Origin of the sequence: Fructilactobacillus sanfranciscensis (assembly GCF_029023685.1) — a bacterium.
Lineage (GTDB): Bacteria > Bacillota > Bacilli > Lactobacillales > Lactobacillaceae > Fructilactobacillus > Fructilactobacillus sanfranciscensis.
Genome location: NZ_CP118925.1, coordinates 904,998 through 926,087, shown reverse-complemented (window position 1 = coordinate 926,087; position 21,090 = coordinate 904,998). Strand labels below are relative to the sequence as shown.

Sequence of the window (21,090 nt, the reverse complement as noted above, 5' to 3'; positions counted from 1 at the left end):
GGAGGTAAAATGTGGAAGATGATAGAATTGTGTCGCAGAGTACGGATGATCAAGATGACTCACTAGAACAATCTTTACGTCCGCAAACTTTTGCCCAATACATTGGTCAAGCTGAAATCAAACGTTCTTTAAACGTTTATATTAAAGCCGCTAAACAACGTGAAGAATCGCTAGACCATGTATTATTATATGGGCCTCCTGGTTTGGGAAAAACTACTTTAGCAATGGTAATTGCTAATGAAATGAATGTTAGTTTAAAAATTACCAGTGGTCCAGCAATCGAAAAAAGCGGCGATTTAGCCGCCTTATTAAACGAACTAGAACCGGGTGATATTTTATTTATTGATGAAATTCATCGTTTACCAAAAGTAGTTGAAGAAATGCTCTATTCAGCTATGGAAGATTTCTATATTGATATTGTAATCGGACAAGGACCAACTGCTCATCCTGTTCATTTTGCATTACCTCCATTTACCTTAATTGGAGCCACGACTCGTGCTGGGTTACTAGATGCTCCTTTCCGAAATCGATTTGGAATTGTGGAGCACATGAATTATTATAATCAAGCTGATTTGGAAAAAATTGTAAAACGTTCGGCTCAAATTTTTCATACTGAGATCAAGGATGAAGGTGCCCATGAGGTTGCTTTACGTTCACGAGGGACACCGCGAATTGCCAATCGTTTGTTAAAACGAGTGCGTGACTTTGCTCAAGTTTCGGGTAAAAGTGAAATTGATATTGAAAGTGTTGATCAAGCATTGACTGCTTTGGGAGTTGATAATCGTGGACTTGATCGAACAGATATTAAATTATTAGAAACAATGATTGAGTATTACCAAGGTGGACCAGTCGGTTTAAATACGTTAGCTGCTAATATTGGTGAGGAAACTGACACCATTGCGGAAATGTATGAGCCATATTTATTACAAAAAGGTTATTTAAAACGAACTGCACGTGGTCGGAAGGTAACCGAAAAAGGCTATCAACATTTAGGAATTCCATATCCAAATGAATAAGTTAGATTTATGGTGTTTATAAGTCAGTTTTGGTAAAATATAAGTAGTAAGTTAATTGAGGTGAAATAATATGCAACAATATGGTTCAATTGCAATTTTAGTTGTTTTATTTGGTTTAATGTATTTCTTCATGATTAGACCACAAAAGAAACAACAACAAAAACATCAAGCAACTTTAAAATCTTTACAAAAAGGTGATCACGTTGTTACAATCGGCCGTTTACACGGTGTGGTTAGCAACATTGATCGTGCTAAAGGTTTAGTTACCATTGATTGCGATGGAATTTATTTAGATTTTGATTTAAATGCCATTGCCAATGTAACTCGTCCTGAAGCTACAGTTGCCCCTAAAGCAGAAGCAAAACCAGCTGAAGCAACTGAAAAAACAGATGATGAAGCAAAATAAAAAGCCTCTTAAAGGGCTTTTTTTATTGGTTTATAAAGAACGTATGTTCTAAAGTGAGAGGAGGTATTCAGATGACTGAATGTTATATTCAAATTGATGCATCAAGAAAAATCATTCATGTTGATATGGATGCCTTTTTTGCTTCAATTGAACAACGTGAACATCCAGAATTTGTTACGCAACCATTAGTAATTGCTAAGGATCCGCGGACGACTGGTGGAAGAGGGGTAGTTACAACTGCCAATTATTTAGCGCGTCAGTATGGGATTCATTCTGCTATGCCAGCCAGTAAAGCACTAGACTTATGTCCCAAAGCCATTTTCAAAGCACCAGACTTTGAATTATTTAGAAGTGTTTCTGATCAAATTCATGATATTTTTCATGAATACACTGATAAGATTGAAACGGTTGCTTTAGATGAAGCCTATCTTGATGTAACTGAAAATAAAAAGAAAATTGATGATCCTATTTATTTAGCTCATTTAATCCAAAGTGAAATTTGGGAAAAAACACATTTAACGTGTTCGACCGGAATTTCTTATAGTAAATTTTTAGCAAAAGAGGCTTCTGATTATCGGAAACCAGCTGGAGTGACAGTAATTAGCGAAGATGATGCTCATGACTTTTTGATGCGCCTTAAAATTGAAAAGTACCGTGGTGTGGGAAAGAAAACAGTTGAAAAAATGAAAGCTTTAAACATTAATAACGGATTTGATTTGTATCAAAAATCAGAAATGTTTTTAATTAAAGAATTTGGTAAGTTTGGCTACATTTTGTATCGACGAGTTCGAGGATCCGACAATCGGAAAGTTGAATATCAGCGTGAACGCAAATCAATTGGAAAAGAACGTACTTATCCCCATGAATTAAATAGTATGGTGGACGTTGAACGAGAATTGAGTAAAATTGCTGACTTAGTAGTAAATTCCTTACAAAAGCACCAAAAACACGGAAAAACAGTGGTTTTAAAAGTTAGATATAGTGACTTTACAACAATTACTAAACGTATTACTGAAGCGGATTTTATCGAAAATGATGCTAAACTAATTTATAACGAAGTAATTGATATTTTCGAAGAACTTCCCGATCCATCTAAAGGGATTCGGTTGCTAGGAATTACGCTTACGAATCTGGCAAATTTAAGTTTTCAAAATATTAACTTACCTTTGTATCAAAAATAAGGTATACTTAACTATTAAGAGTTTTTATAGAAGGTAGATAATATGAATATTAAAGAACAAATTTTTGAAAAAATCAGTGAATACGATACGATAATCATTCATCGTCACCAACGTCCTGATCCTGATGCTGTAGGCTCACAAATGGGACTGGGTCACTTGATTAGAGCAACTTTTCCTAATAAAAAAGTTTATTGCGTAGGAAAACAATATAAAAGTTTTGCTTGGCTAGGAGAAACTGATGAAGTATCTGACGAAGATTACAAAGACGCTTTAGTGATTGTTTGTGATACTGCTAATCAACCCCGAGTTGATGATAATCGGTTTAATCAAGGTAAATACTTAATTAAAATTGACCATCATCCTAATGATGACGAATTTGGTAATTTGATGTGGGTTAATCCAGAAGCATCTAGTGTTTCTGAAATGATTTATGATCTTTATGCTGCTAACGCTTTAATGAAATTATCAGATGATGGTGCCCGTGATTTATATGCTGGAATTGTAGGGGACACAGGACGTTTTAAATACCCATCAACATCTAGTCATACTTTTAAAGTTGCTAGTGGCTTAACCAAATTTGATTTTTCACTCAATGAAATTGCGCAACGTGAAGATGAAATTGATGTTCCTTTAGCTCATTTAGCTGCTTATGTATATCAAAATCTTAAAATTTCAGAAAGCGGAGCTGCTTACATTATTTTAACTAATGAAATAGTTGAAAAGCTCAAACTAGGTGATGATAGTACTTCTTCAGTTGTTCCATTACCTGGTAACATTGGTTCGGTAGTTGATTGGGCAATCTTTGTTCAACAAAAAGAAGGAGATTACCGAATTCGACTTCGCTCCAAAGGTCCTTCAATTAATGAATTAGCAAAACAACACAATGGCGGAGGTCATGCTCTTGCTAGTGGTGCGGTAGCTAAAGATGAAAATGAAATAAAACAGGTTGTGGTCGAATTAGACCAGTTAACCAAAGAATATAATAAGAAAGGTAAAAATTAATGAGTGCATCTTTTAAGGATTACAATTTTAAGCCATTTATCAACGATGCGATTAATGACTTAGGATTTAAAAATCCAACACCAATTCAAGCTAAAGTAATTCCTACCATTCGTCATGGTAAAAGCGTAATTGGTAAATCAGCAACTGGGAGTGGTAAGACTCATGCTTTCTTACTACCTTTAATTAACCAGTTAGACGCAGATAATCCGAAAACACAAATCGTAATTACAACCCCAAGTCGGGAATTAGCTTATCAAATTTATGAAAATATAAAACAAATTACCAGTTTCAGTTCAGAAACAATTCATATTGCCAATTATGTTGGTGGAACTGATAAAGAAAAACAAATTGAAAAATTAAAAAGAGAACAACCACAAATCGTAGTTGGAACTCCTGGTCGGATTTTAGATTTATCTAAAGCCGGTCATTTAGATATCAATACAGCTAACCAATTAGTAATTGATGAAGCCGATATGACTCTTGACCTTGGTTTTTTGGAAACCGTTGATAAAATTGCAGCGGCCATGGCAAAAGACATTCAAATGATGGTCTTTTCTGCTACGATTCCACCAAAATTAAAGCCATTTTTAAAAAAATACATGAAAAATCCAGTATTGGATGATATTCCAACGGAAACGGTCATCAATAAAGATGTTGACAACTGGTTAATCTCAACTAAGGGTCAAGATAAAAACGGTTTAATTTATAAATTATTGACCATGGGAAATCCATATTTGGCTTTGATATTTGCCAATACTCGTGAACGAGTAGATGAAATTGAAGAATATCTTCAAGGTCAGGGATTAAAAGTTGCCAAGATTCATGGTGGTATGCAACCCCGAGTTCGAAAACGTGTGATGAAGCAAATCCAAAATCTTGATTACCAGTTCGTTGTTGCATCTGATTTAGCAGCTCGTGGAATTGATATTGATGGGGTTTCTCATGTCATTAATGATGATATTCCTACTGATAATGAATACTTTATTCATCGAGTTGGTCGGACTGGACGTAAAGGAATGAAGGGAATTGCCATTACTCTTTACGGTCCTGATGAAGATACTCAAGTGCTTGAATTAGAAAAAATGGGAATTAAATTTAAACCTAAAGAAATCAAAAATGGTGAAGTTGTTGATACCTATGATCGACGTCGTCGGGAAAAGTATAAAGGCCATCATGAAAAGCTTGATGGTTCAACGTTAGCCATGATTAACAAGAAAAAGAAAAATGTTAAGCCTGGGTATAAACGAAAAATCAAACGAGCAATTAAAAATAAAGATGACCAAAATCGTAAGATTGAATTACGTAGTCAAATTCGTTCACGTAAGAAACAAAAGAAACGTAGTTCAGAACGTTATCAATAATTGACACTCATATCTTTTATAGCTATAATTTTTAACAAGGACATACTAATAGAGGAGTTTGTGCAGCGATGATTGGATAGTGAGAGCAATCAAAAACAAATTTATTTAGTGCTACCTGATTTGAAATACGGTTCTCGCGTTATAGAGATTTATGAGAGGTAAACGATAAACATCGTTGCAAACAAAGTGGTACCGCGTGTAGACGTCTTTGTGTGCAATGGTGTTTTTTATTTAATTTTATTTATTGGAGGAAGTAAAATGAAACAGCTTAGTAGCGGTGAAATTAGACAAATGTTCCTCGAATTTTTCAAGGAAAAGGGACACACAATTGTACCTAGCGCTTCATTAGTGCCACATGATGATCCAACGTTACTTTGGATTAATTCAGGGGTTGCCACGATGAAAAAATATTTTGATGGATCAGTGGTTCCAGATAATCCGAGAATGACTAGTTCCCAAAAGAGTATCCGAACTAATGATATTGAAAACGTTGGTCGGACCGCTCGTCATCAAACTTTGTTCGAAATGCTCGGTAATTTTTCCGTTGGTGATTATTTTAAGGCTGAAGTTATTCCTTGGGCATTAGAATTATTAACTAGTCCAGATTGGTTTGGCTGGGATAAAAATAAGCTCTATATGACTTATTATCCAGAAGACAAGGCTACTAAAGAACTTTGGGAAAAAGCCGGAGTTGCACCCGATCATTTAATTCCTGTGGAAGATAACTTTTGGGATATTGGTCAAGGACCTTCAGGACCAGATTCAGAAATTTTCTATGATCGTGGTGAAAAATACGATTATTTGGCTCCTGATGATCCAGAAAACTATCCTGGTGGGGAAAATGAACGTTATCTTGAAGTTTGGAACATTGTGTTTTCACAATTTAACCATACGGCAGAAGGTACATATGAACCCCTTCCTAGAAAAAACATTGATACGGGGATGGGACTTGAACGAGTAGTTTCTGTTTTCCAAGATGCACCAACGAACTTTGAAACTGATTTGTTCATGCCTTTGATTGAAAAAACGCAATCATTTAGTGACCATAAAAAATATGGTGATAATGCGGATGATGATGTTGCCTTTAAGGTAATTGCAGACCACATTCGGGCCATTACATTTGCCATTGGCGATGGCGCACTTCCTTCAAATGAAGGTCGTGGATACGTTATTCGTCGTTTACTTCGTCGTGCCACAGTTAATGGACATCAATTAGGAATTGATGGAGCTTTCCTTTACAAACTAGTTCCTGTAGTTGGTGAAATTATGAAATCCCATTATCCTAAGGTCTTAGAACAAAGTGAATATATTCAAAAGATTGTTAAAAGTGAAGAAGATCGTTTTAATGCAACCTTAAATGATGGAATTGCTTTATTAAATGAAGTGATTGCTGATACTAAGCAAGCAGGTAAAACGGAAATTTCAGGTAAAGCAGCCTTCAAACTATATGATACTTACGGTTTCCCATTAGAATTAACCGAAGAATATGCTAGTGATCGTGGTCTTAAAGTTGATGCTGAAGCTTTCGATGCTGAAATGGAAGATCAACGAAATCGGGCTCGTAACGCTCGGAGTAAGAAAGGTTCAATGAAAGTTCAACGTGATCTTTTAATTGAAATCAAAACTCCAAGCGAATATGTTGGTTACACTGATTTAACGGTTGATGATGCTGAATTAAACGATATTATTTTTGACGAAAAACTGGTTAAATCAGTTGATAAAAGCAACGGCGAAGCTGAATTAATTTTTGATAAAACACCTTTCTATGCTGAAATGGGTGGTCAAGTTGCTGATACTGGTAACATTTATAACCAAAATGGCGATTTAGTTGCTACTGTTGAAGATGTGCAACATGCTCCAAATGGTCAAAACTTGCACACGGTTAAGGTGCTTGGGGAATTAAAACAAGGTGCTCATTACAAATTAGTTGTTGATCGCCAATTCCATGCTGGTGTTGAACGTAATCATACCGCCACTCACTTGTTAGACCAAGCTTTGCGGAATGTTTTAGGCGGTCATACTGAACAAGCTGGTTCGTTAGTTAAACCAGATTATTTACGTTTTGACTTTACCCATTTTGGTTCTGTAACTAAGGAAGATTTGAAGAAAGTCGAAGACTTAGTTAACAAAAAAATCTTTGAAGCTATTCCTGTTGAAACTGTAGTTACTGATAAAGAAACTGGGAAAAAGATGGGTGCAATTGCCTTATTTGATGATAAGTATGGCAATCAAGTTCGGGTTGTTAAAGCCGGTGATTTCTCCGTTGAATTCTGTGGTGGTGACCACGTAAAGAATACTAGCCAACTAGGATTGTTCAAGATTACTTCAGAAACTGGAGTTGGTGCTGGAATTCGTCGAATTGAAGCAGTTACAGCAAAACCAGCTTTTGACTACCTAAATGATGAAGAACGTCTTTTAAATAAAGTTACTCAAACAGTTAAAGCAGCTAATAATGCTGCCACTCCTGCAAGAGTTAAAGAGATGCTTAAACAAATTAAAGATCTTGAAAGTAAACAAGAATCGCTTGAAACTAAACTTGCTAATCAAGAAGCAAGCGATATGTTTAATCATCCAGAAACCATCAATGGAGTTTCAATTGTTACTGGCAAGCTAAAGAGTGGTAACATGAATCAACTTCGTGAATTGGCTGATACTTGGCGTGATAAAAAATATTCAAACATTTTGGTTCTGGGAACAGGAACTGATGGCAAAGCTAACTTATTAGTTGCTGTTGATGAAGCAAATGTTAAAGCTGGAATTAAAGCTGGTGACATCGTTAAAGCCATTTCAAGTAACATTCAAGGTGGTGGAGGCGGTAGACCCAATCTTGCCCAAGCTGGTGGAAAGAATCCAGCTGGAATTGATGATGCCTTGCAAGCAGCAAAAGAATGGTTGAACAACAAATAATTAAAAAATAACTGTAGTTCTAAACATAAAGATTGGATAAAATATGAGAATAATGGGATTAGATGTCGGTTCAAGAACGGTTGGAGTTGCAATTAGTGATGCTCTTGGTTGGACTGCACAAGGAATTGAAATTGTTCGAATTAATGAAGATGAAAAAGAGTTCGGACTAGATCGAATTGGAGAATTAATTAAGGAATACGATGTTCAGAGAGTAGTTATTGGTTTACCTAAAAATATGAATAATACTGAGGGTCCTAGAGTTAAGGCTTCAAAACGATATGGTAAAATGGTTAAAGCTTTCTTTCATTTACCAGTCGAGTTTCAAGACGAACGTTTAACGACGGTCGAAGCAGAACGAATGTTAATTGAAAAAGCCGATGTGTCAAGGACCAAACGAAAAAAGGTAATTGATAAAGTGGCAGCAGAATTAATTTTGCAAGGCTATTTAGATAAAAATATGTAATAAAAAGGAGGACTAAAATGAATAATGAACCAGAACAAATTACTTTAATTGACGAAAATGGTGATGAAATTCTTTATAATGAATTATTTACCTTTGAATCAAAAGATTATGATCGTTCATATATTTTAATGTATCCAGCTTCTGAAGAAGGAAACGAAGACATTAATATTGAAGCATATGCATTACCAAAGGGAACTGATCCTACTTCACCAGAAGATGGTGATTTAGAGCCAATCGAAGATGATGCAGAATGGGAAATGGTACAAGAAACTTTGAACACATTTCTAGCTCCAGAAGATGATAATTAAGAATCATTAAAACGAAGAGGTATCAGCAGTTATGTTGATACCTTTTTTGTATATTCATGATAAAATTAAATTATTACTGGAGGGACTTAGATTGGATAACAAAAAGAGATTTAAAGCTAAAATTGGGAATAAAGATTTTACTTTGATAGGAACTTCTTCCGAAGAACACATGACAGCAGTCACCAAAATTTTAAATGATGAACTTAATAAAATTAAGGGACAAGTTAGTCGAATTAGCGATGAAGATGCTGCAATTTTATTAGCGTTTAATGCGATTTCTGATCAGTTAGATAAACAACTAGAACTTGATGAATTAAGAAAAAAGGTATCTGAAAAATGATTTTATCAATTATTATTTTAATTGGATTAATTTTTGCTTTAATTATTGCAAGTAATTTAGCTGATGTAGTTGCAACTTGGTTAAGGACCTTTTTTAATTTATTTGTGGTTAACAAGGTGTATTCAAATCACGGAATGTGGCATGGAATTGGTTTTGTAATTGTTTTTAGTATTGTTTTAATGCTGGTTAGATTATTTACCGGATTTTTGGATCGAATTGTTTCCTTAACCATTCTTCGTCAATTAAATGCACTTTTAGGTGCAATGATTAGTTTAATAATTTGTTTATTAGTAATTACAATTGTTATCGATGTTGCTTTACTATTTAAGCTCAACTGGATTACCTTTGCATATCAAGATTCAACTGTTGCACAATTATTAGTCAATGGCCTGGGTCAAATTTTTACTTTTTAGAATAGGTGGTTAAATGAATCAAAAAGTACTAGATACTTTAGAATATAAGCAAATTAAGCAAAAAATCGGTGATTATTTAGCGACCGAGAATGGTAAAAAAGAGTTAAAACAATTGCTTCCTAGTAGTGAAGCAGAGACTGTTAACGGATGGCTTGATGAAACTGATGACGGGGCTCATATTTATCGATTAAATCACACAATTCCCATTCCTAAACTAGTTGATATTACACCATCAATTAAACGATTAGAAATTGGAGCAAATTTAAATGGTAAAGAACTTGCTCAAGTGAGTGCTGTTTTAAATGCTATTTTAGTGATTAATCGTTTCTTTGAAAATCTAGAAACTGAAAAAGTTGAACTTCATGTTCTTTATGAAGAAGTCAAAACTTTTAGCAATCTTCCGGAAATTACCGTTCAATTAAAAAAATCAGTTGATGATTCGGGAAAAATTTTAGATTCTGCTTCTGGGACTTTGAGTTCAATTCGTCGTCAAATTAGCCGATTAGAGGGCAATATCAAGAGTAAAATGGAAAGTTTTACTCATGGAAAGCAATCTAAATATTTAAGCGACCCAATTATTACAATTCGTGATGATCGATATGTTATTCCTGTAAAAGCGGAATACAAACAAAAAATTGGTGGAATTGTGCATGACCAAAGTACTTCAGGTCAAACAATTTATCTGGAACCCGCAAGTGTAGTAGGTTTAAATAATGATTTACGGCGGGAACAAATTAACGAACGTGAAGAAGAGAAACGTATTTTAGCGCAACTCTCAGACTTAATTCGTCCCTATCAAATGGAGTTACTTTCAAATGCCAAACAGTTAGGTCACTTTGATTTAATTAATGCCAAAGCTCGGTATGCTGCCAGTATGAAAGCTACTCGTCCTGAAATTTCAGCTGATAATCAAGTTAATTTAAAAAATGCTCGTCATCCACTCATTAATCAAGAAAAAGTTGTTGGTAATGACATTAAATTGGGATTTGATTACCGGCAAATTATTATTACTGGTCCTAATACTGGTGGTAAAACAATTACCATGAAAACCTTAGGACTACTTCAACTAATGGCGCAATCTGGTTTATTTATTACTGCTGATGAAGGTAGTCAAGCTGGACTTTATGATGAAGTTTTTGCTGATATTGGTGATGATCAATCGATTGAACAAAACTTGAGTACTTTTTCATCACATATTGATAATATTATTAGCATCTTAAAACGGATGACAAACCGAAGCTTAGTTCTAATTGATGAATTAGGAGCAGGAACTGATCCTCGAGAAGGGGCAGCATTGGCCATGTCAATTTTGGATGCCATTAGTCAATCTGATGCTGAAGTTTTGTCTACTACTCATTATCCGGAATTAAAAGTTTATGGATATAATCGCCCTGAAACCATTAACGCTTCGATGGAATTTGATGAAAAAACGTTGAGTCCAACTTATCGTTTGATGATTGGAATTCCGGGACAAAGTAATGCACTTAGTATTGCTGGTCGTTTAGGTTTAAATGAGTCTATTATTATGGAAGCTGAATCATTGGTTGACGAAGATAGTCAAGATATTAATTCAATGATAAAAAAATTGACTCAGCAAACTAAAGCAGCGGATGATCGAGCACGGAAGTTAGAAGTTGAACTGAAAAAAGTTACTGAACTTCATCAAGAATTAACTGAAAAATTTAATCAATTTACTGAACGTCGTGATGCTATGATTAATAAGGCTAAACGGGATGCTAATCAAATTGTTTCTAGAACAAAAAGACAAGCAAACGAAATTATTGATGATTTACACAAACGACAAAAAAATGCTGCGATTGATGTGAAAGAAAATGAATTAATCGAACAAAAAGGTAAAATTAATGCATTGGAACAACATACTGAATTGAAGAATAACAAGGTGTTGAAACGTTCAAAAGCCAAGAAATCCTTTAAAGTTGGTGACGATGTTCTAGTTAAAACATATGGCCAACGTGGGGTATTGCTTAAAAAGATTGGAAATCACAGTTGGGAAGTCGAGCTTGGCATCTTAAAAATGAAAGTCGATGAGACTGACATGGATAGGGTCAAAGAAGAAAAGCCAAAACATCGAGCTCAAACTGTAGTTCATCGAACTCGTTCTTCATCGACATCGCCTACCCTTGATCTACGTGGAGTTCGCTATGATGATGCAATGCAACGCTTAGATCGCTACATTGACTCTGCACTATTAGCAGGTTATCCATCGGTTACGATTATTCACGGAAAAGGGACTGGTGCCTTACGTAAAGGTGTGATTAATTATTTGCGTGGAAATCGTCAAGTAAAAGAGTTTGGTTTTTCTCCTGCTAATTCTGGTGGAGATGGTTCGACCGTTGTTAAGTTTAAGTAGATTGTAATCAATCTAGTTGAACTAGAAACTGTTAGATAGTATACTTACAACAAGTAAGTAGATGAACTAAGGAGGTTTTATTATGGTACACGAAATTACAGACGCAAATTTTGAAAAGGAAACTGCACAAGGTTTAGTTGTTATTGATTTTTGGGCAAGTTGGTGTGGTCCATGTAAAATGCAAGGACCTGTAATTGATGAATTATCTGAAGAAGATAAGAACATCAAATTTTGCAAGTTGAATGTTGATGAAAATCAAGCGACTGCTTCAAGTTTAGGAATCATGAGTATTCCAACTTTATTGGTTAAAAAAGATGGGAAAATTGTTGACCAAATTGTTGGTTATCATCCTAAAGAACAATTACAAAAGCTATTAGCAGCATATTAATCTACTTTTGTAGTCACAGAAAAAGCCTTATTACAATTGCGTTTTGTAATAAGGCTTTTTACTTTATGCTTGATTTAATTCAATGAGATGTATTTCGTTAGGATCTAAAATTTGACGAGAAATATCAGAAATTACAGTAATTTCAATAATGTCTTTTCGTTTTATTTTATATTCAGCTTCGGTTTCAAAACCAGAATTTTGCTGAATGGTTTGGGCAATAAAACCTGTTTCTAACATGAAATCAGCATCTTTATCAATATTTAATCTTGTTTGTACTTCTGGTCCTGTTAGATTAAAAATGGACTTACTTTCTGATCCACTTTTTAAATCTAAAATACCAAATTGAGATTGTTGAAAGAAAGTAGGCAAGTCAGCAGTATGAATTGGGAATTTAATTGCTAAATTTTTTCCCGCCCAATAAAGAATATCGTGAATGTCTTCTGATAAAACATCCTTTAAAAGAGCATCTCTTAAAAGCTCTATTCCCCAAAATCCTGGATTGGGATTATTCTGAAAAAATTTGGTATAGTCATTTAATTCTTTTTTGCTCATAATGTTCTCCAATCGTTATTTATACGATTTCAATTTTACCATAAAGCATGATACAGAGTGCATGGTTAGTTATTTATGAGTATAATGGATATATAAAAAGAGGGGGAAACACTATGAAATCCGAACCAATTGCGTTTATGGACTCTGGTATCGGAGGCCTAACCGTTTTGAAAGTGGCTCTTAAAGAACTTCCTCATGAGAATATGATTTATTTAGGTGATGAAGCACACATGCCATATGGCGAAAAGAGTGTTGATCAAGTTGTTAACTATAGTATGGAAATTGGCAACTTTTTCGAAAAACAAAACGCGAAGTGTATGGTAGTTGCTTGTAATACTGCAACAGCATCTGCACTTAAAGATTTACAGACTAAATTATCAATTCCAGTAGTGGGGGTGATTAAGCCAGGAAGTAGTGCGGCAGTTAAAGCAACTAAAAATGGAAAAATTGGGGTAATTGGAACAAAAGTTACCATTAATAGTCATGCATATCGCGATGAAATTAAAAAACTTACTCCAGAGATTGAAACAGTCGGATTAGCTTGTCCAACCTTTATTCCTTTAGTTGAAAAAGGTGATTATACTTCACAAGCGGCGAGAGATACAATTGCAAACGGATTAGCTTCTATTAAAAACTCGGGCATTGATACTTTAATTTTAGGCTGTACTCATTTCCCAATTATTGCCAACTTAATTCAAGACGCAATGGGTGACGAAGTTAAATTAATTGATCCTGGTTATGAAACAGTTAATGTTGCTAAACAGATTTTAAAAGATAACAATGAATTAAATAATGCTAAAACGACAGAAATAAACTATTATACAACAGAAGGTGTGATACATTTTAACAATGTTGCTTCTAAATGGTTAAATCGAAAGGTGGGTTCAGAGTTGATTACACCAAATCAACTTAAAGACTATGAAAAATAAAGAAATTGTGATTGCAACCGGTAATCAAAATAAGCTTCGTGAATTTAAAGAAATGTTGGAACCAATGGGATACAATGTTAAATCTATTAAGGATTTTGAAAACATACCTGACATAGTAGAAAATGGAAAAACCTTTGAAGAAAATGCGACAATTAAAGCCACAACAGTCTCTAAAGCACTAGGGTTACCTGTGTTTGCTGATGATTCGGGATTAGTTGTTCCTTCAATTAATAATGAACCTGGAATTTATTCTGCACGCTATGCAGGTGATCATGATGATGATGCTAATAATGCTAAATTATTAAAACGACTTGGCCATTCTGATGATCGAAATGCTTATTTTCACACTTCGTTAGTAGGAGTAAAACCAAGTGGCGAGAAAATTCATGTTAGTGGAATTGTTTCTGGTGAAATTTTGACAGAAAAGCGTGGAGAAAATGGATTTGGCTATGACCCATTATTCTATGTTCCAAGTATGCATAAGACAATGGCAGAAATGACTGACGATGAAAAAAATCAAATAAGCCATCGTGGGCGTGCATTACAAAAATTAAAAGATGTTATTAATGATTGGTGGTAAAAAATAAGCTTTGCTCTGATAATTTCAGAACAAAGCTTAATTTATTTGTTTTGTAATGGATTAGTAATAGTAATTGGGTTTGAATCTGGTTTCTTTTTAGGTTTTTGGGGGACTTCAACAGTTTGAGGAGACATTGGAAGAACAATTCCAGCATTGGTAAGCGCTTTTAGATAGTCAGCAAGGTAATCAGCTTGAATTTTACTCTCTGTGCCGCTACGAGCTGTTATGACAACTTGAATGGCAAGTGAACCATCGTCTAGATAAACTGTTCCAAAAATCAAGGGATCACCAACTACATTGGCATTGGTTCCTTTTTTTTGTTCGTTAACTTGATTCATAATATCTTCAATTTCTTTAATGGGAGAATCTGGCATAATTCTAATGTTAACTAGGGTTGAAATATTACCCCTAGATAAATTTGAAATTGTTGTAATATTACGATTTGGAATGAAATTTAAGGTTCCATTTGAACTGCGAATTTGCGTGGTTCTCAAACCAATTGCATCTACAATTCCGTTGGTACTATTAATAATGACATGTTCTCCTACATCAATTTGATGTTCAAAAAGAATGAAGAAACCACTAACAATATCGCCTACAAAACCTTGTGCTCCTAGTCCAATTGCTAAACTGAAAATTCCAGCCCCAGCAATTAATGTTCCAACTGGAATTCCAATGATTGATAAGATGGAATAGAGCCAAAAGAAAATAACCAAGTAATGAAAAGCATTTTGGGTTAGGGTATAAATGGTTTTATTTCGCCGTTGAATCATAATTTTCGAATTATCAATTTTATTATCGCTATTTGATTCGTTTAACTTGTATTGATACTTTTTAAATAAATGATTGATGATTTTTCTACCAGATTCAGTAATGATAAAAAATAAAATCGATATTAAAATGATACTGATTACTTCGGTAGTTAAGCTCCACAAGATTTCATCAAAATCAAATTTGTTAAGAAATTTATTTAAAAATGTATTTTTGGTATATTGTTTTAAAGTTTCATTAGTAACAGTCAAAAATAAGTTGTTGTACATATGGTTACCTCAATCTAATAATTAATTTGATGCTATGATTATATCAAATTAATTATTAGATGGTTGCAATAATTGTCATTATTATGAAATAATGATATTCTTAACTTGTTATAAATCATTAGGAGGTAGTTCAATGACTGTTGGACAAGTAGCCGGTTTAATCGCCGCAATTGCGTTTGCTGTATTAGTAATATTTATCGGAATCTTTTTACTTAATTTAGTTAAGGCTTTAAATGATGCTAGTCGTAATTTAGATTCAATTACCATTGATATCAACGATTTAAGCGACAACGTTAGTGATTTAATTGAAAATGTTAATGATCGAATTGACCAAATTGACCCAGTTTTTCAAGCAGCAGCTGAAATAGGTACAACTGTTACCGAAGCAACTGAAAAAGCTAAAAGCACGACTGATAATTTAAAGAATAAACTCAATTTATTTACCAAGACATCAATTCTTAGCATTGTGGCTAACACTGCAATGAAGTTGTTTTCAAAAAAGAATAAGAAAAAATAATTTTCGTTAAAAAAGGGAGAATATCATGAGCTTTAAAAAAGGTTTATTTTTAGGAACAATTTTAGGTGGAGCTGCTGCATTTGCTGCATATCATTCACTTGATGAAGAAAAGCAATACGAACTTAGAAATACTGTCTTAGACGCAGTTGAAGATGCTAAGGATCGTGCGTTTGATTATGCATATTACGCAGCTGATTCATTTGCAGATGCCAAAGACTCAGCAAATTACAGAGTAAATAGCTATAAGGATTCTTTTGATGATGTTAGTGAAAAAGTTAGCAACAAACTTTTAGATTTAAAAGAAGATTTAAGTGATTTACAAACTTATTTAAACTTGATTCCAGTTCCTAAAACACCTGAACAAGATCTTGAAAAAGATAAAGAATCTGATGATATTACTTTAGATATGGATGACGCATTTTCTACCGAAAATGATAATGATAATAGAATTGTTGAAAAAACTACTGAAGAACATCGTGATTAAATTTTAGTTTTGAAAAAGACCATTTTGAATGGTTTTTTTTATTACTTGAATGTAAACGGTTACTCTGCTATTCTTGTAGATAATAAGTCTATATTGAAAGAAGGTCGAGTAACTAAAATGAAGAAAAAAGAAACTGTTACAATTTATGATGTTGCAAGAGAAGCTTCCGTTTCAATGGCAACAGTTTCACGAGCGATTAATCATAATCATAACGTTAAACCGGAAACCGAAAAAAAAGTTTTAGATGTCGTTAAACGTTTAAATTATCGTCCTAACGATGTCGCTAGAGGTTTAGCAAGTAAAAAAACTACTACGGTTGGAGTAATTATTCCTAATGTTACGAACTCTTATTTTGCCGCTTTAGCTCGCGGAATTGATGATATTGCAGAAATGTATCAATATAATATTATTTTGACCAATTCAGATGGTGATGAAAAAAAGGAGCTTAAAGCACTTAACACTTTATACTCAAAACAAGTTGATGGACTTATTTTTATGGGTAATGAAATTAGTGAAGCCGTTCGATCTGATATGAGTAACGAACGGATTCCCGTTGTTTTAGCAGGATCAGTAGATTCCCAAAACCAATTTAATAGTGTAAATATTGATTATCGTAAAGCTGTTTATGCCCAAACTAATGAATTGTTAAAAAATGGAAATGATCGTGTGGCATTTGTTGCTTCTCACTTGAACCGTTCAATCAATAAAGATTACAGAATTGAAGGTTACAAAGATGCTTTAAGAGATGCGGGAATTCCATTCCGTAAGACTCTGTTGTTTGAGGCAAATGAAGCCACTTATGATAGTGGATACAAACTAAGAAATAAGTTAGTTCAAGAAGAAGTTACTGCAGCAATCGTAAGCAATGATGATGTTGCTGCCGGTGTTATGAACTCAATGTCTGATAGTGGAATCAATGTTCCTGAACAATTTGAAGTTGCAACAAGTGATAATACTAAATTAACCGAAATGACACGGCCAATGTTATCAACCATTACTCAACCGCTTTATGATATTGGTGCAGTTTCAATGCGATTATTAACAAAATTAATGAAAAATGAAGAAGTTTCTGAACGAAATATTTTATTACCGTTTGGTTTAAAAGACAGAAATTCAACAAAATAGCAGTAAATTTGATTATGGCGGTTTTTGTTGGTATAATCGGAACTGTTAATTTCAGATATAGAGAGGAGTGCTGAATCATGTCAGGACATTCAAAATGGCATAATATTCAGGGTCGTAAAAACGCTCAAGATGCAAAAAGAGGTAAAATTTTCCAAAAGATTTCACGTAACTTGTACCAAGCTGCTAAATCAGGTGGAGTTGATCCAGATGGTAATCCACAATTAAGACTTGAATTAGAAAAAGCTAGAGCTGCAAATATGCCTAAAGATAACGTTCAACGTGCTTTAGACAAAGCTTCTGGTGTTGGAGCTGCTAACTTCGAAGAAGTAACTTATGAAGGTTATGGACCTGGTGGAACTGCTGTAATGGTTTCAACTTTGACTGATAATAGAAATCGGACAGCTGCTGCAGTTCGTTCTGCTTTTACTCATCATGGTGGTTCTTTAGGAACTAATGGTTCAGTTTCTTACAACTTTGACCGTAAGGGATACATCGTTGTTTTACGTGACGATACTGAAGACGATGAGGATACAATGTTAATGGAAGCTTTAGATGCTGGTGCTGATGATATGAAGGTTACTGATGATGAATATCAAATCTTCACTGATCCTTCAAACATGGTTGCAGTTCGAGATGCTTTACAAGCATCTGGTTACAAACTTGATAACTCAGAAGTTCGTTTATTCCCACAAACTGTTACAGAAGTACCTGAAGATAAAATTGCGCAATACACTGGACTAATTGATGAATTATCTGAAAATGATGATGTTCAAGATGTCTATGAAGCTGCTGTTTTACCTGAAGATGCAGAAGCATAATTAAATAGATTTCTAAAAAGACTCAATCTTAAATTAGATTGGGTCTTTTTTCGTATCTTATAAAAAAGGATGTGAAAAAATGGAAATTAGTAATTTATTTGATCAAATAATTGAATTAGCGGTTCAGCAACGGGCTTCCGACATTTATTTTTTGCCCAAAAGTACCAATTATGAAGTTAAAATTCATACAGTTAAAGGAGTAATTCAGTTATCTGAAATTTCTTTTGAAAAAGCACAAAGAATAATCACTTTTTGTAAATATCAAAGCGGAATGTCAGTATCAGAAAAAAGGAGACCACAGTTAGGATCACTTTCCTATGAGCATCAAAAGCTGAATTTAAGAATTCGATTATCATCTGTAGGAACGTTTAACCATCATGAATCACTAGTAATGAGAATTATTTACGATAATGGAAACGAGGATTGTCAATTTTTTGAGGAACAGATGCTACATAAATTAAAGTCATTATCTAATCAAAGGGGTTTAATGATTTTCTCAGGGCCTACTGGCTCAGGAAAAACTAGTACAATTTATAAAATTGCCCGTTCGCTACACGAAAATGAAGTAATTATGTCGATTGAGGACCCGGTTGAAATCTTTGAGGATCGTTTTTTACAGTTAGAAGTTAACGAAAAAGCTGATATGAGTTACGCCAATTTGTTGAAAGTTGGTTTGCGACAACGTCCTGATGTTTTTATTATCGGGGAAATCCGTGATGAACAAACTGCCAAGATTGCTGTTCGGGCAGCTTTAAGTGGACATCTTGTATTTACCACGGTTCATGCAAAAACACCAGCGGGAGTTGTGCAGCGGATGCTAGAGTTAGGGATTAAATATGAACAATTAAAAAGTGCAACCAATTCGATTGTCTATCAGCGATTATTACCTACAAATTCAGGAAATAATCAAGCCTTAATTTCAGTCTCAAATTTAGAAATGCTTGAAAACCAAAAGTACGATATGGAAGATTGGAAAAATAAATTGTGTAATTTGTACAAGGAAGGGAAGATTTCTAGTGAAATTCAGAAAAAATATCAATTCGGATAAAGTCACATTGCAACAACAATCTTTTATTTTTTCTACAATTTCGGAATTAATGAAAATTGGTTTTTCAATTTCACAAGCATTAGATTTTATTAAAACTGTTTCGAAAAAGAATCGCAAAATAATTTTAAAAGTCGAACAAGGATTAAAAAGTGGTTATCCATTGCCTAAATCAATGAAATTCTTTTTAAACAATTCAATGTATCAACAATTATTAATTGCTGATGAACACGGTAAGATTGAGGATGGAATGCAAGAAATTAGTGAATTTATTCAACTTCGTTTAAAACAAAAGAATAAGATTCGTGATATTGCAATTTATCCCTTAATTTTGTTTTTCTTTTTAATTTTATTGTTGATATCAATTAAACTCTTCGTTTTACCAGAAACAAATGCTTTAGGCAATATAACTGCTTCCAAAAATTGGATTACTTACTTAATGATTGTTGTGATTGGATTTTTTGGAATATCTGGGTTCTATCGTGTTAAAGATTTCTTAGCTAAACAAGCAATCTATAAAGCAAATTTTCTAGCAAAAATTCCATTTTTAGGAATGATTTTTAGTTCATATTATGAATACTATTTAACCAGTAATTTAGCAATTATGCTCCAAAATGGGTTAGATTTACGTAAGATTGTCCAAGTATTCGCAAAATTTAAAGAACGAACGTTACTTTTTGAAATTGGTCAAGAAATGGATAGATCTTTAAAACAAGGGATTGGGATTGAGCAAATTTTTAAACGTTACTATTTTGTATCTAATGAACTAGTTGTTTTTTTATCTAATGGAAGTACCAATGAAATGTTAGCAAAAAATTTACGTGCATTAAGTAGATTATGCTTTCAACGGTTAATCAAAAAATCAGAAAGATTAATTAGCCTAATTCAACCTACAGCGTTTGTGATTATAGGAATTACAATTGTTGTTACTTATTTAAAAATGTTGTTACCCCTATATCATTCAATGGAGAATATTTATTAATGAAAAAAAGAAAAGGTTTCACCCTAATCGAAATGACAGTTGTGCTATTTATAATTTCATTATTAATTTTGATTATCATTCCCAATCTAAGTTCGCAAAAGGATCATGCAAATTCAGTGCATGGAAATGCAATGGTTAGTGTTGTGCAAACACAAATTGATGCGTTTGAAGATGATCATTCTGATAATAATGTAACATTTGATAAATTAGTCGAAAATAATTATTTAACTAAGAAACAAGTTAAACAGGCGACTGAAGAAAAGATTACAATTCAAGATAATCATGCCAAAAAAGATTAGAAAAGGTTTTACTCTGATTGAAACTGTTATTGTCCTCGGAATAAGTGCCTTAATTTTGATATTTTTAGTTTTTGCAGTTGCTATGTTTCCACAAAGTAATATAAAAGAAAAAGCTTTTTGGCGTTGCTTTGATGAACAATGGAATTCGGCTATTCAAATGGCAAAAGATAATGGACAAATTACAACGGTTAGTTTTTGGTCAAATTCTGATGAAGTGGTTTTCTCACAATACAGGAATAATGGACTTCATTATAAGCGAGTTCAATTACCTGATGGATTAAGACCAGTAGAGTTTCGGGAAATTAAGATTACCGAAAAAGGGTTTGTTAAACCCCAAACGCTAAATTGGTATTCGCAAAATCGTCACTGTAAAATTCATCAAAAATTTCAGTTAGGATGGGGGATTTATTATTGTGAAGATGATAAGTAGATCGGGTTTTACCTTAGTAGATACTTTAATTGGTTTCTTCATTATTTGTACAGCTGGGACCTTTTATTTTTCAATAAGCCAAGTTATGAATCAAAGGTTAAGTCAAAGTAATCATAAATTGATGGAAACTAGG

At 33.7% G+C, this 21,090-nt stretch carries 24 protein-coding genes; 22 read left to right on the top strand and 2 right to left on the bottom strand.

Annotated elements, in window-relative coordinates; translation table 11 throughout:
- The first annotated feature begins 11 nt into the window (after positions 1–11).
- From ruvB to trxA, 12 genes are all read left to right on the top strand, one after another.
- The gene (gene ruvB, locus PY770_RS04725; protein WP_103423071.1) at positions 12–1,016 is read left to right on the top strand and encodes a Holliday junction branch migration DNA helicase RuvB; all 1,005 of its coding nucleotides are present in this window, start codon (positions 12–14) and stop codon (positions 1,014–1,016) included.
- Positions 1,017–1,086: 70 nt separating this feature from the next.
- A complete protein-coding gene (yajC, locus tag PY770_RS04720) occupies positions 1,087–1,422 on the top strand; it encodes a preprotein translocase subunit YajC (RefSeq protein ID WP_103428470.1) in 336 nt (111 codons plus the stop codon).
- Positions 1,423–1,493: 71 nt separating this feature from the next.
- Positions 1,494–2,603, top strand: a complete 1,110-nt coding sequence (dinB, locus tag PY770_RS04715; RefSeq protein ID WP_041817850.1) for a DNA polymerase IV — start codon at positions 1,494–1,496, stop codon at positions 2,601–2,603.
- Between the two features lie 42 nt (positions 2,604–2,645).
- On the top strand, positions 2,646–3,605 hold the full coding sequence (locus PY770_RS04710; protein ID WP_103428471.1) for a DHH family phosphoesterase: 960 nt from the start codon (positions 2,646–2,648) through the stop codon (positions 3,603–3,605).
- Complete coding sequence (locus PY770_RS04705; protein WP_103428472.1) at positions 3,605–4,966, top strand: DEAD/DEAH box helicase; 1,362 nt, start codon at positions 3,605–3,607, stop codon at positions 4,964–4,966. The genes PY770_RS04710 and PY770_RS04705 overlap by 1 nt, the downstream gene beginning before the upstream one ends.
- A gap of 258 nt (positions 4,967–5,224) precedes the next feature.
- Complete coding sequence (gene alaS, locus PY770_RS04700) at positions 5,225–7,873, top strand: alanine--tRNA ligase (protein WP_103428473.1); 2,649 nt, start codon at positions 5,225–5,227, stop codon at positions 7,871–7,873.
- Between the two features lie 43 nt (positions 7,874–7,916).
- Positions 7,917–8,336, top strand: coding sequence for a Holliday junction resolvase RuvX (ruvX, locus tag PY770_RS04695; RefSeq protein WP_103428474.1), 420 nt, complete (start codon positions 7,917–7,919; stop codon positions 8,334–8,336).
- Between the two features lie 17 nt (positions 8,337–8,353).
- Positions 8,354–8,644, top strand: coding sequence for a DUF1292 domain-containing protein (locus PY770_RS04690; protein ID WP_056957462.1), 291 nt, complete (start codon positions 8,354–8,356; stop codon positions 8,642–8,644).
- A 91-nt stretch (positions 8,645–8,735) separates the two neighbouring features.
- Positions 8,736–8,984 carry a cell division protein ZapA gene (locus PY770_RS04685; protein ID WP_014082156.1) on the top strand — a complete coding sequence of 83 codons (249 nt, stop codon included), beginning with the start codon at positions 8,736–8,738 and terminating at the stop codon, positions 8,982–8,984.
- Positions 8,981–9,397: a CvpA family protein gene (locus PY770_RS04680; protein WP_275045825.1), complete on the top strand. Its 417-nt coding sequence runs from the start codon at positions 8,981–8,983 to the stop codon at positions 9,395–9,397. The genes PY770_RS04685 and PY770_RS04680 overlap by 4 nt, the downstream gene beginning before the upstream one ends.
- A gap of 13 nt (positions 9,398–9,410) precedes the next feature.
- Entirely contained in the window at positions 9,411–11,768 is a 2,358-nt protein-coding gene (locus PY770_RS04675) for an endonuclease MutS2 (RefSeq protein WP_103423067.1), read from the top strand.
- 82 nt (positions 11,769–11,850) lie between these two features.
- Positions 11,851–12,156 carry a thioredoxin gene (gene trxA, locus PY770_RS04670; RefSeq protein WP_014082153.1) on the top strand — a complete coding sequence of 102 codons (306 nt, stop codon included), beginning with the start codon at positions 11,851–11,853 and terminating at the stop codon, positions 12,154–12,156.
- Between the two features lie 63 nt (positions 12,157–12,219).
- Here the strand turns inward: trxA and PY770_RS04665 are convergent, their stop codons facing one another.
- A complete protein-coding gene (locus PY770_RS04665) occupies positions 12,220–12,708 on the bottom strand; it encodes a DUF2507 domain-containing protein (RefSeq protein WP_056957458.1) in 489 nt (162 codons plus the stop codon).
- A gap of 113 nt (positions 12,709–12,821) precedes the next feature.
- Here PY770_RS04665 and murI point away from each other — a divergent pair, with 113 nt between their 5' ends.
- Both murI and PY770_RS04655 read left to right on the top strand, forming a co-directional pair.
- Positions 12,822–13,637, top strand: a complete 816-nt coding sequence (gene murI / locus PY770_RS04660) for a glutamate racemase (protein WP_238331810.1) — start codon at positions 12,822–12,824, stop codon at positions 13,635–13,637.
- A complete protein-coding gene (locus PY770_RS04655; RefSeq protein WP_041817845.1) occupies positions 13,627–14,217 on the top strand; it encodes an XTP/dITP diphosphatase in 591 nt (196 codons plus the stop codon). Before murI ends, PY770_RS04655 begins: the two co-directional genes overlap by 11 nt.
- Positions 14,218–14,258: 41 nt before the next feature.
- Here the strand turns inward: PY770_RS04655 and PY770_RS04650 are convergent, their stop codons facing one another.
- On the bottom strand, positions 14,259–15,257 hold the full coding sequence (locus PY770_RS04650) for a mechanosensitive ion channel family protein (RefSeq protein WP_163600883.1): 999 nt from the start codon (positions 15,255–15,257) through the stop codon (positions 14,259–14,261).
- A gap of 133 nt (positions 15,258–15,390) precedes the next feature.
- On the opposite strand from PY770_RS04650, the gene PY770_RS04645 reads away from it, so the two are divergent.
- The 8 genes from PY770_RS04645 to PY770_RS04610 all read left to right on the top strand — a co-directional run bounded on the left by PY770_RS04645 (position 15,391) and on the right by PY770_RS04610 (position 20,957).
- On the top strand, positions 15,391–15,774 hold the full coding sequence (locus PY770_RS04645; RefSeq protein WP_163601505.1) for a DUF948 domain-containing protein: 384 nt from the start codon (positions 15,391–15,393) through the stop codon (positions 15,772–15,774).
- A 25-nt stretch (positions 15,775–15,799) separates the two neighbouring features.
- A complete protein-coding gene (locus PY770_RS04640; RefSeq protein WP_103423064.1) occupies positions 15,800–16,258 on the top strand; it encodes a YtxH domain-containing protein in 459 nt (152 codons plus the stop codon).
- A gap of 117 nt (positions 16,259–16,375) precedes the next feature.
- Positions 16,376–17,383 carry a catabolite control protein A gene (gene ccpA, locus PY770_RS04635; protein WP_056957453.1) on the top strand — a complete coding sequence of 336 codons (1,008 nt, stop codon included), beginning with the start codon at positions 16,376–16,378 and terminating at the stop codon, positions 17,381–17,383.
- Between the two features lie 77 nt (positions 17,384–17,460).
- On the top strand, positions 17,461–18,201 hold the full coding sequence (locus PY770_RS04630) for a YebC/PmpR family DNA-binding transcriptional regulator (protein ID WP_014082146.1): 741 nt from the start codon (positions 17,461–17,463) through the stop codon (positions 18,199–18,201).
- A 79-nt stretch (positions 18,202–18,280) separates the two neighbouring features.
- The gene (gene comGA / locus PY770_RS04625; RefSeq protein WP_156843445.1) at positions 18,281–19,249 is read left to right on the top strand and encodes a competence type IV pilus ATPase ComGA; all 969 of its coding nucleotides are present in this window, start codon (positions 18,281–18,283) and stop codon (positions 19,247–19,249) included.
- Positions 19,218–20,228: a type II secretion system F family protein gene (locus PY770_RS04620; protein ID WP_163600884.1), complete on the top strand. Its 1,011-nt coding sequence runs from the start codon at positions 19,218–19,220 to the stop codon at positions 20,226–20,228. Before comGA ends, PY770_RS04620 begins: the two co-directional genes overlap by 32 nt.
- Complete coding sequence (gene comGC / locus PY770_RS04615) at positions 20,228–20,527, top strand: competence type IV pilus major pilin ComGC (protein ID WP_014082143.1); 300 nt, start codon at positions 20,228–20,230, stop codon at positions 20,525–20,527. The genes PY770_RS04620 and comGC overlap by 1 nt, the downstream gene beginning before the upstream one ends.
- A complete protein-coding gene (locus PY770_RS04610; protein WP_056957450.1) occupies positions 20,511–20,957 on the top strand; it encodes a type II secretion system protein in 447 nt (148 codons plus the stop codon). Before comGC ends, PY770_RS04610 begins: the two co-directional genes overlap by 17 nt.
- Positions 20,958–21,090: the final 133 nt, after the last annotated feature.

Coding starts and splice junctions, on each gene's coding strand:
- yajC (WP_103428470.1), top strand. CDS start 1,087: ATGCAACAATATGGTTCAATTGCAATTTTAGTTGTTTTATTTGGTTTA.
- dinB (WP_041817850.1), top strand. CDS start 1,494: ATGACTGAATGTTATATTCAAATTGATGCATCAAGAAAAATCATTCAT.
- PY770_RS04710 (WP_103428471.1), top strand. CDS start 2,646: ATGAATATTAAAGAACAAATTTTTGAAAAAATCAGTGAATACGATACG.
- PY770_RS04705 (WP_103428472.1), top strand. CDS start 3,605: ATGAGTGCATCTTTTAAGGATTACAATTTTAAGCCATTTATCAACGAT.
- alaS (WP_103428473.1), top strand. CDS start 5,225: ATGAAACAGCTTAGTAGCGGTGAAATTAGACAAATGTTCCTCGAATTT.
- ruvX (WP_103428474.1), top strand. CDS start 7,917: ATGAGAATAATGGGATTAGATGTCGGTTCAAGAACGGTTGGAGTTGCA.
- PY770_RS04690 (WP_056957462.1), top strand. CDS start 8,354: ATGAATAATGAACCAGAACAAATTACTTTAATTGACGAAAATGGTGAT.
- PY770_RS04680 (WP_275045825.1), top strand. CDS start 8,981: ATGATTTTATCAATTATTATTTTAATTGGATTAATTTTTGCTTTAATT.
- PY770_RS04675 (WP_103423067.1), top strand. CDS start 9,411: ATGAATCAAAAAGTACTAGATACTTTAGAATATAAGCAAATTAAGCAA.
- trxA (WP_014082153.1), top strand. CDS start 11,851: ATGGTACACGAAATTACAGACGCAAATTTTGAAAAGGAAACTGCACAA.
- PY770_RS04665 (WP_056957458.1), bottom strand. CDS start 12,708: ATGAGCAAAAAAGAATTAAATGACTATACCAAATTTTTTCAGAATAAT.
- murI (WP_238331810.1), top strand. CDS start 12,822: ATGAAATCCGAACCAATTGCGTTTATGGACTCTGGTATCGGAGGCCTA.
- PY770_RS04655 (WP_041817845.1), top strand. CDS start 13,627: ATGAAAAATAAAGAAATTGTGATTGCAACCGGTAATCAAAATAAGCTT.
- PY770_RS04650 (WP_163600883.1), bottom strand. CDS start 15,257: ATGTACAACAACTTATTTTTGACTGTTACTAATGAAACTTTAAAACAA.
- PY770_RS04645 (WP_163601505.1), top strand. CDS start 15,391: ATGACTGTTGGACAAGTAGCCGGTTTAATCGCCGCAATTGCGTTTGCT.
- PY770_RS04640 (WP_103423064.1), top strand. CDS start 15,800: ATGAGCTTTAAAAAAGGTTTATTTTTAGGAACAATTTTAGGTGGAGCT.
- ccpA (WP_056957453.1), top strand. CDS start 16,376: ATGAAGAAAAAAGAAACTGTTACAATTTATGATGTTGCAAGAGAAGCT.
- PY770_RS04630 (WP_014082146.1), top strand. CDS start 17,461: ATGTCAGGACATTCAAAATGGCATAATATTCAGGGTCGTAAAAACGCT.
- comGA (WP_156843445.1), top strand. CDS start 18,281: ATGGAAATTAGTAATTTATTTGATCAAATAATTGAATTAGCGGTTCAG.
- comGC (WP_014082143.1), top strand. CDS start 20,228: ATGAAAAAAAGAAAAGGTTTCACCCTAATCGAAATGACAGTTGTGCTA.
- PY770_RS04610 (WP_056957450.1), top strand. CDS start 20,511: ATGCCAAAAAAGATTAGAAAAGGTTTTACTCTGATTGAAACTGTTATT.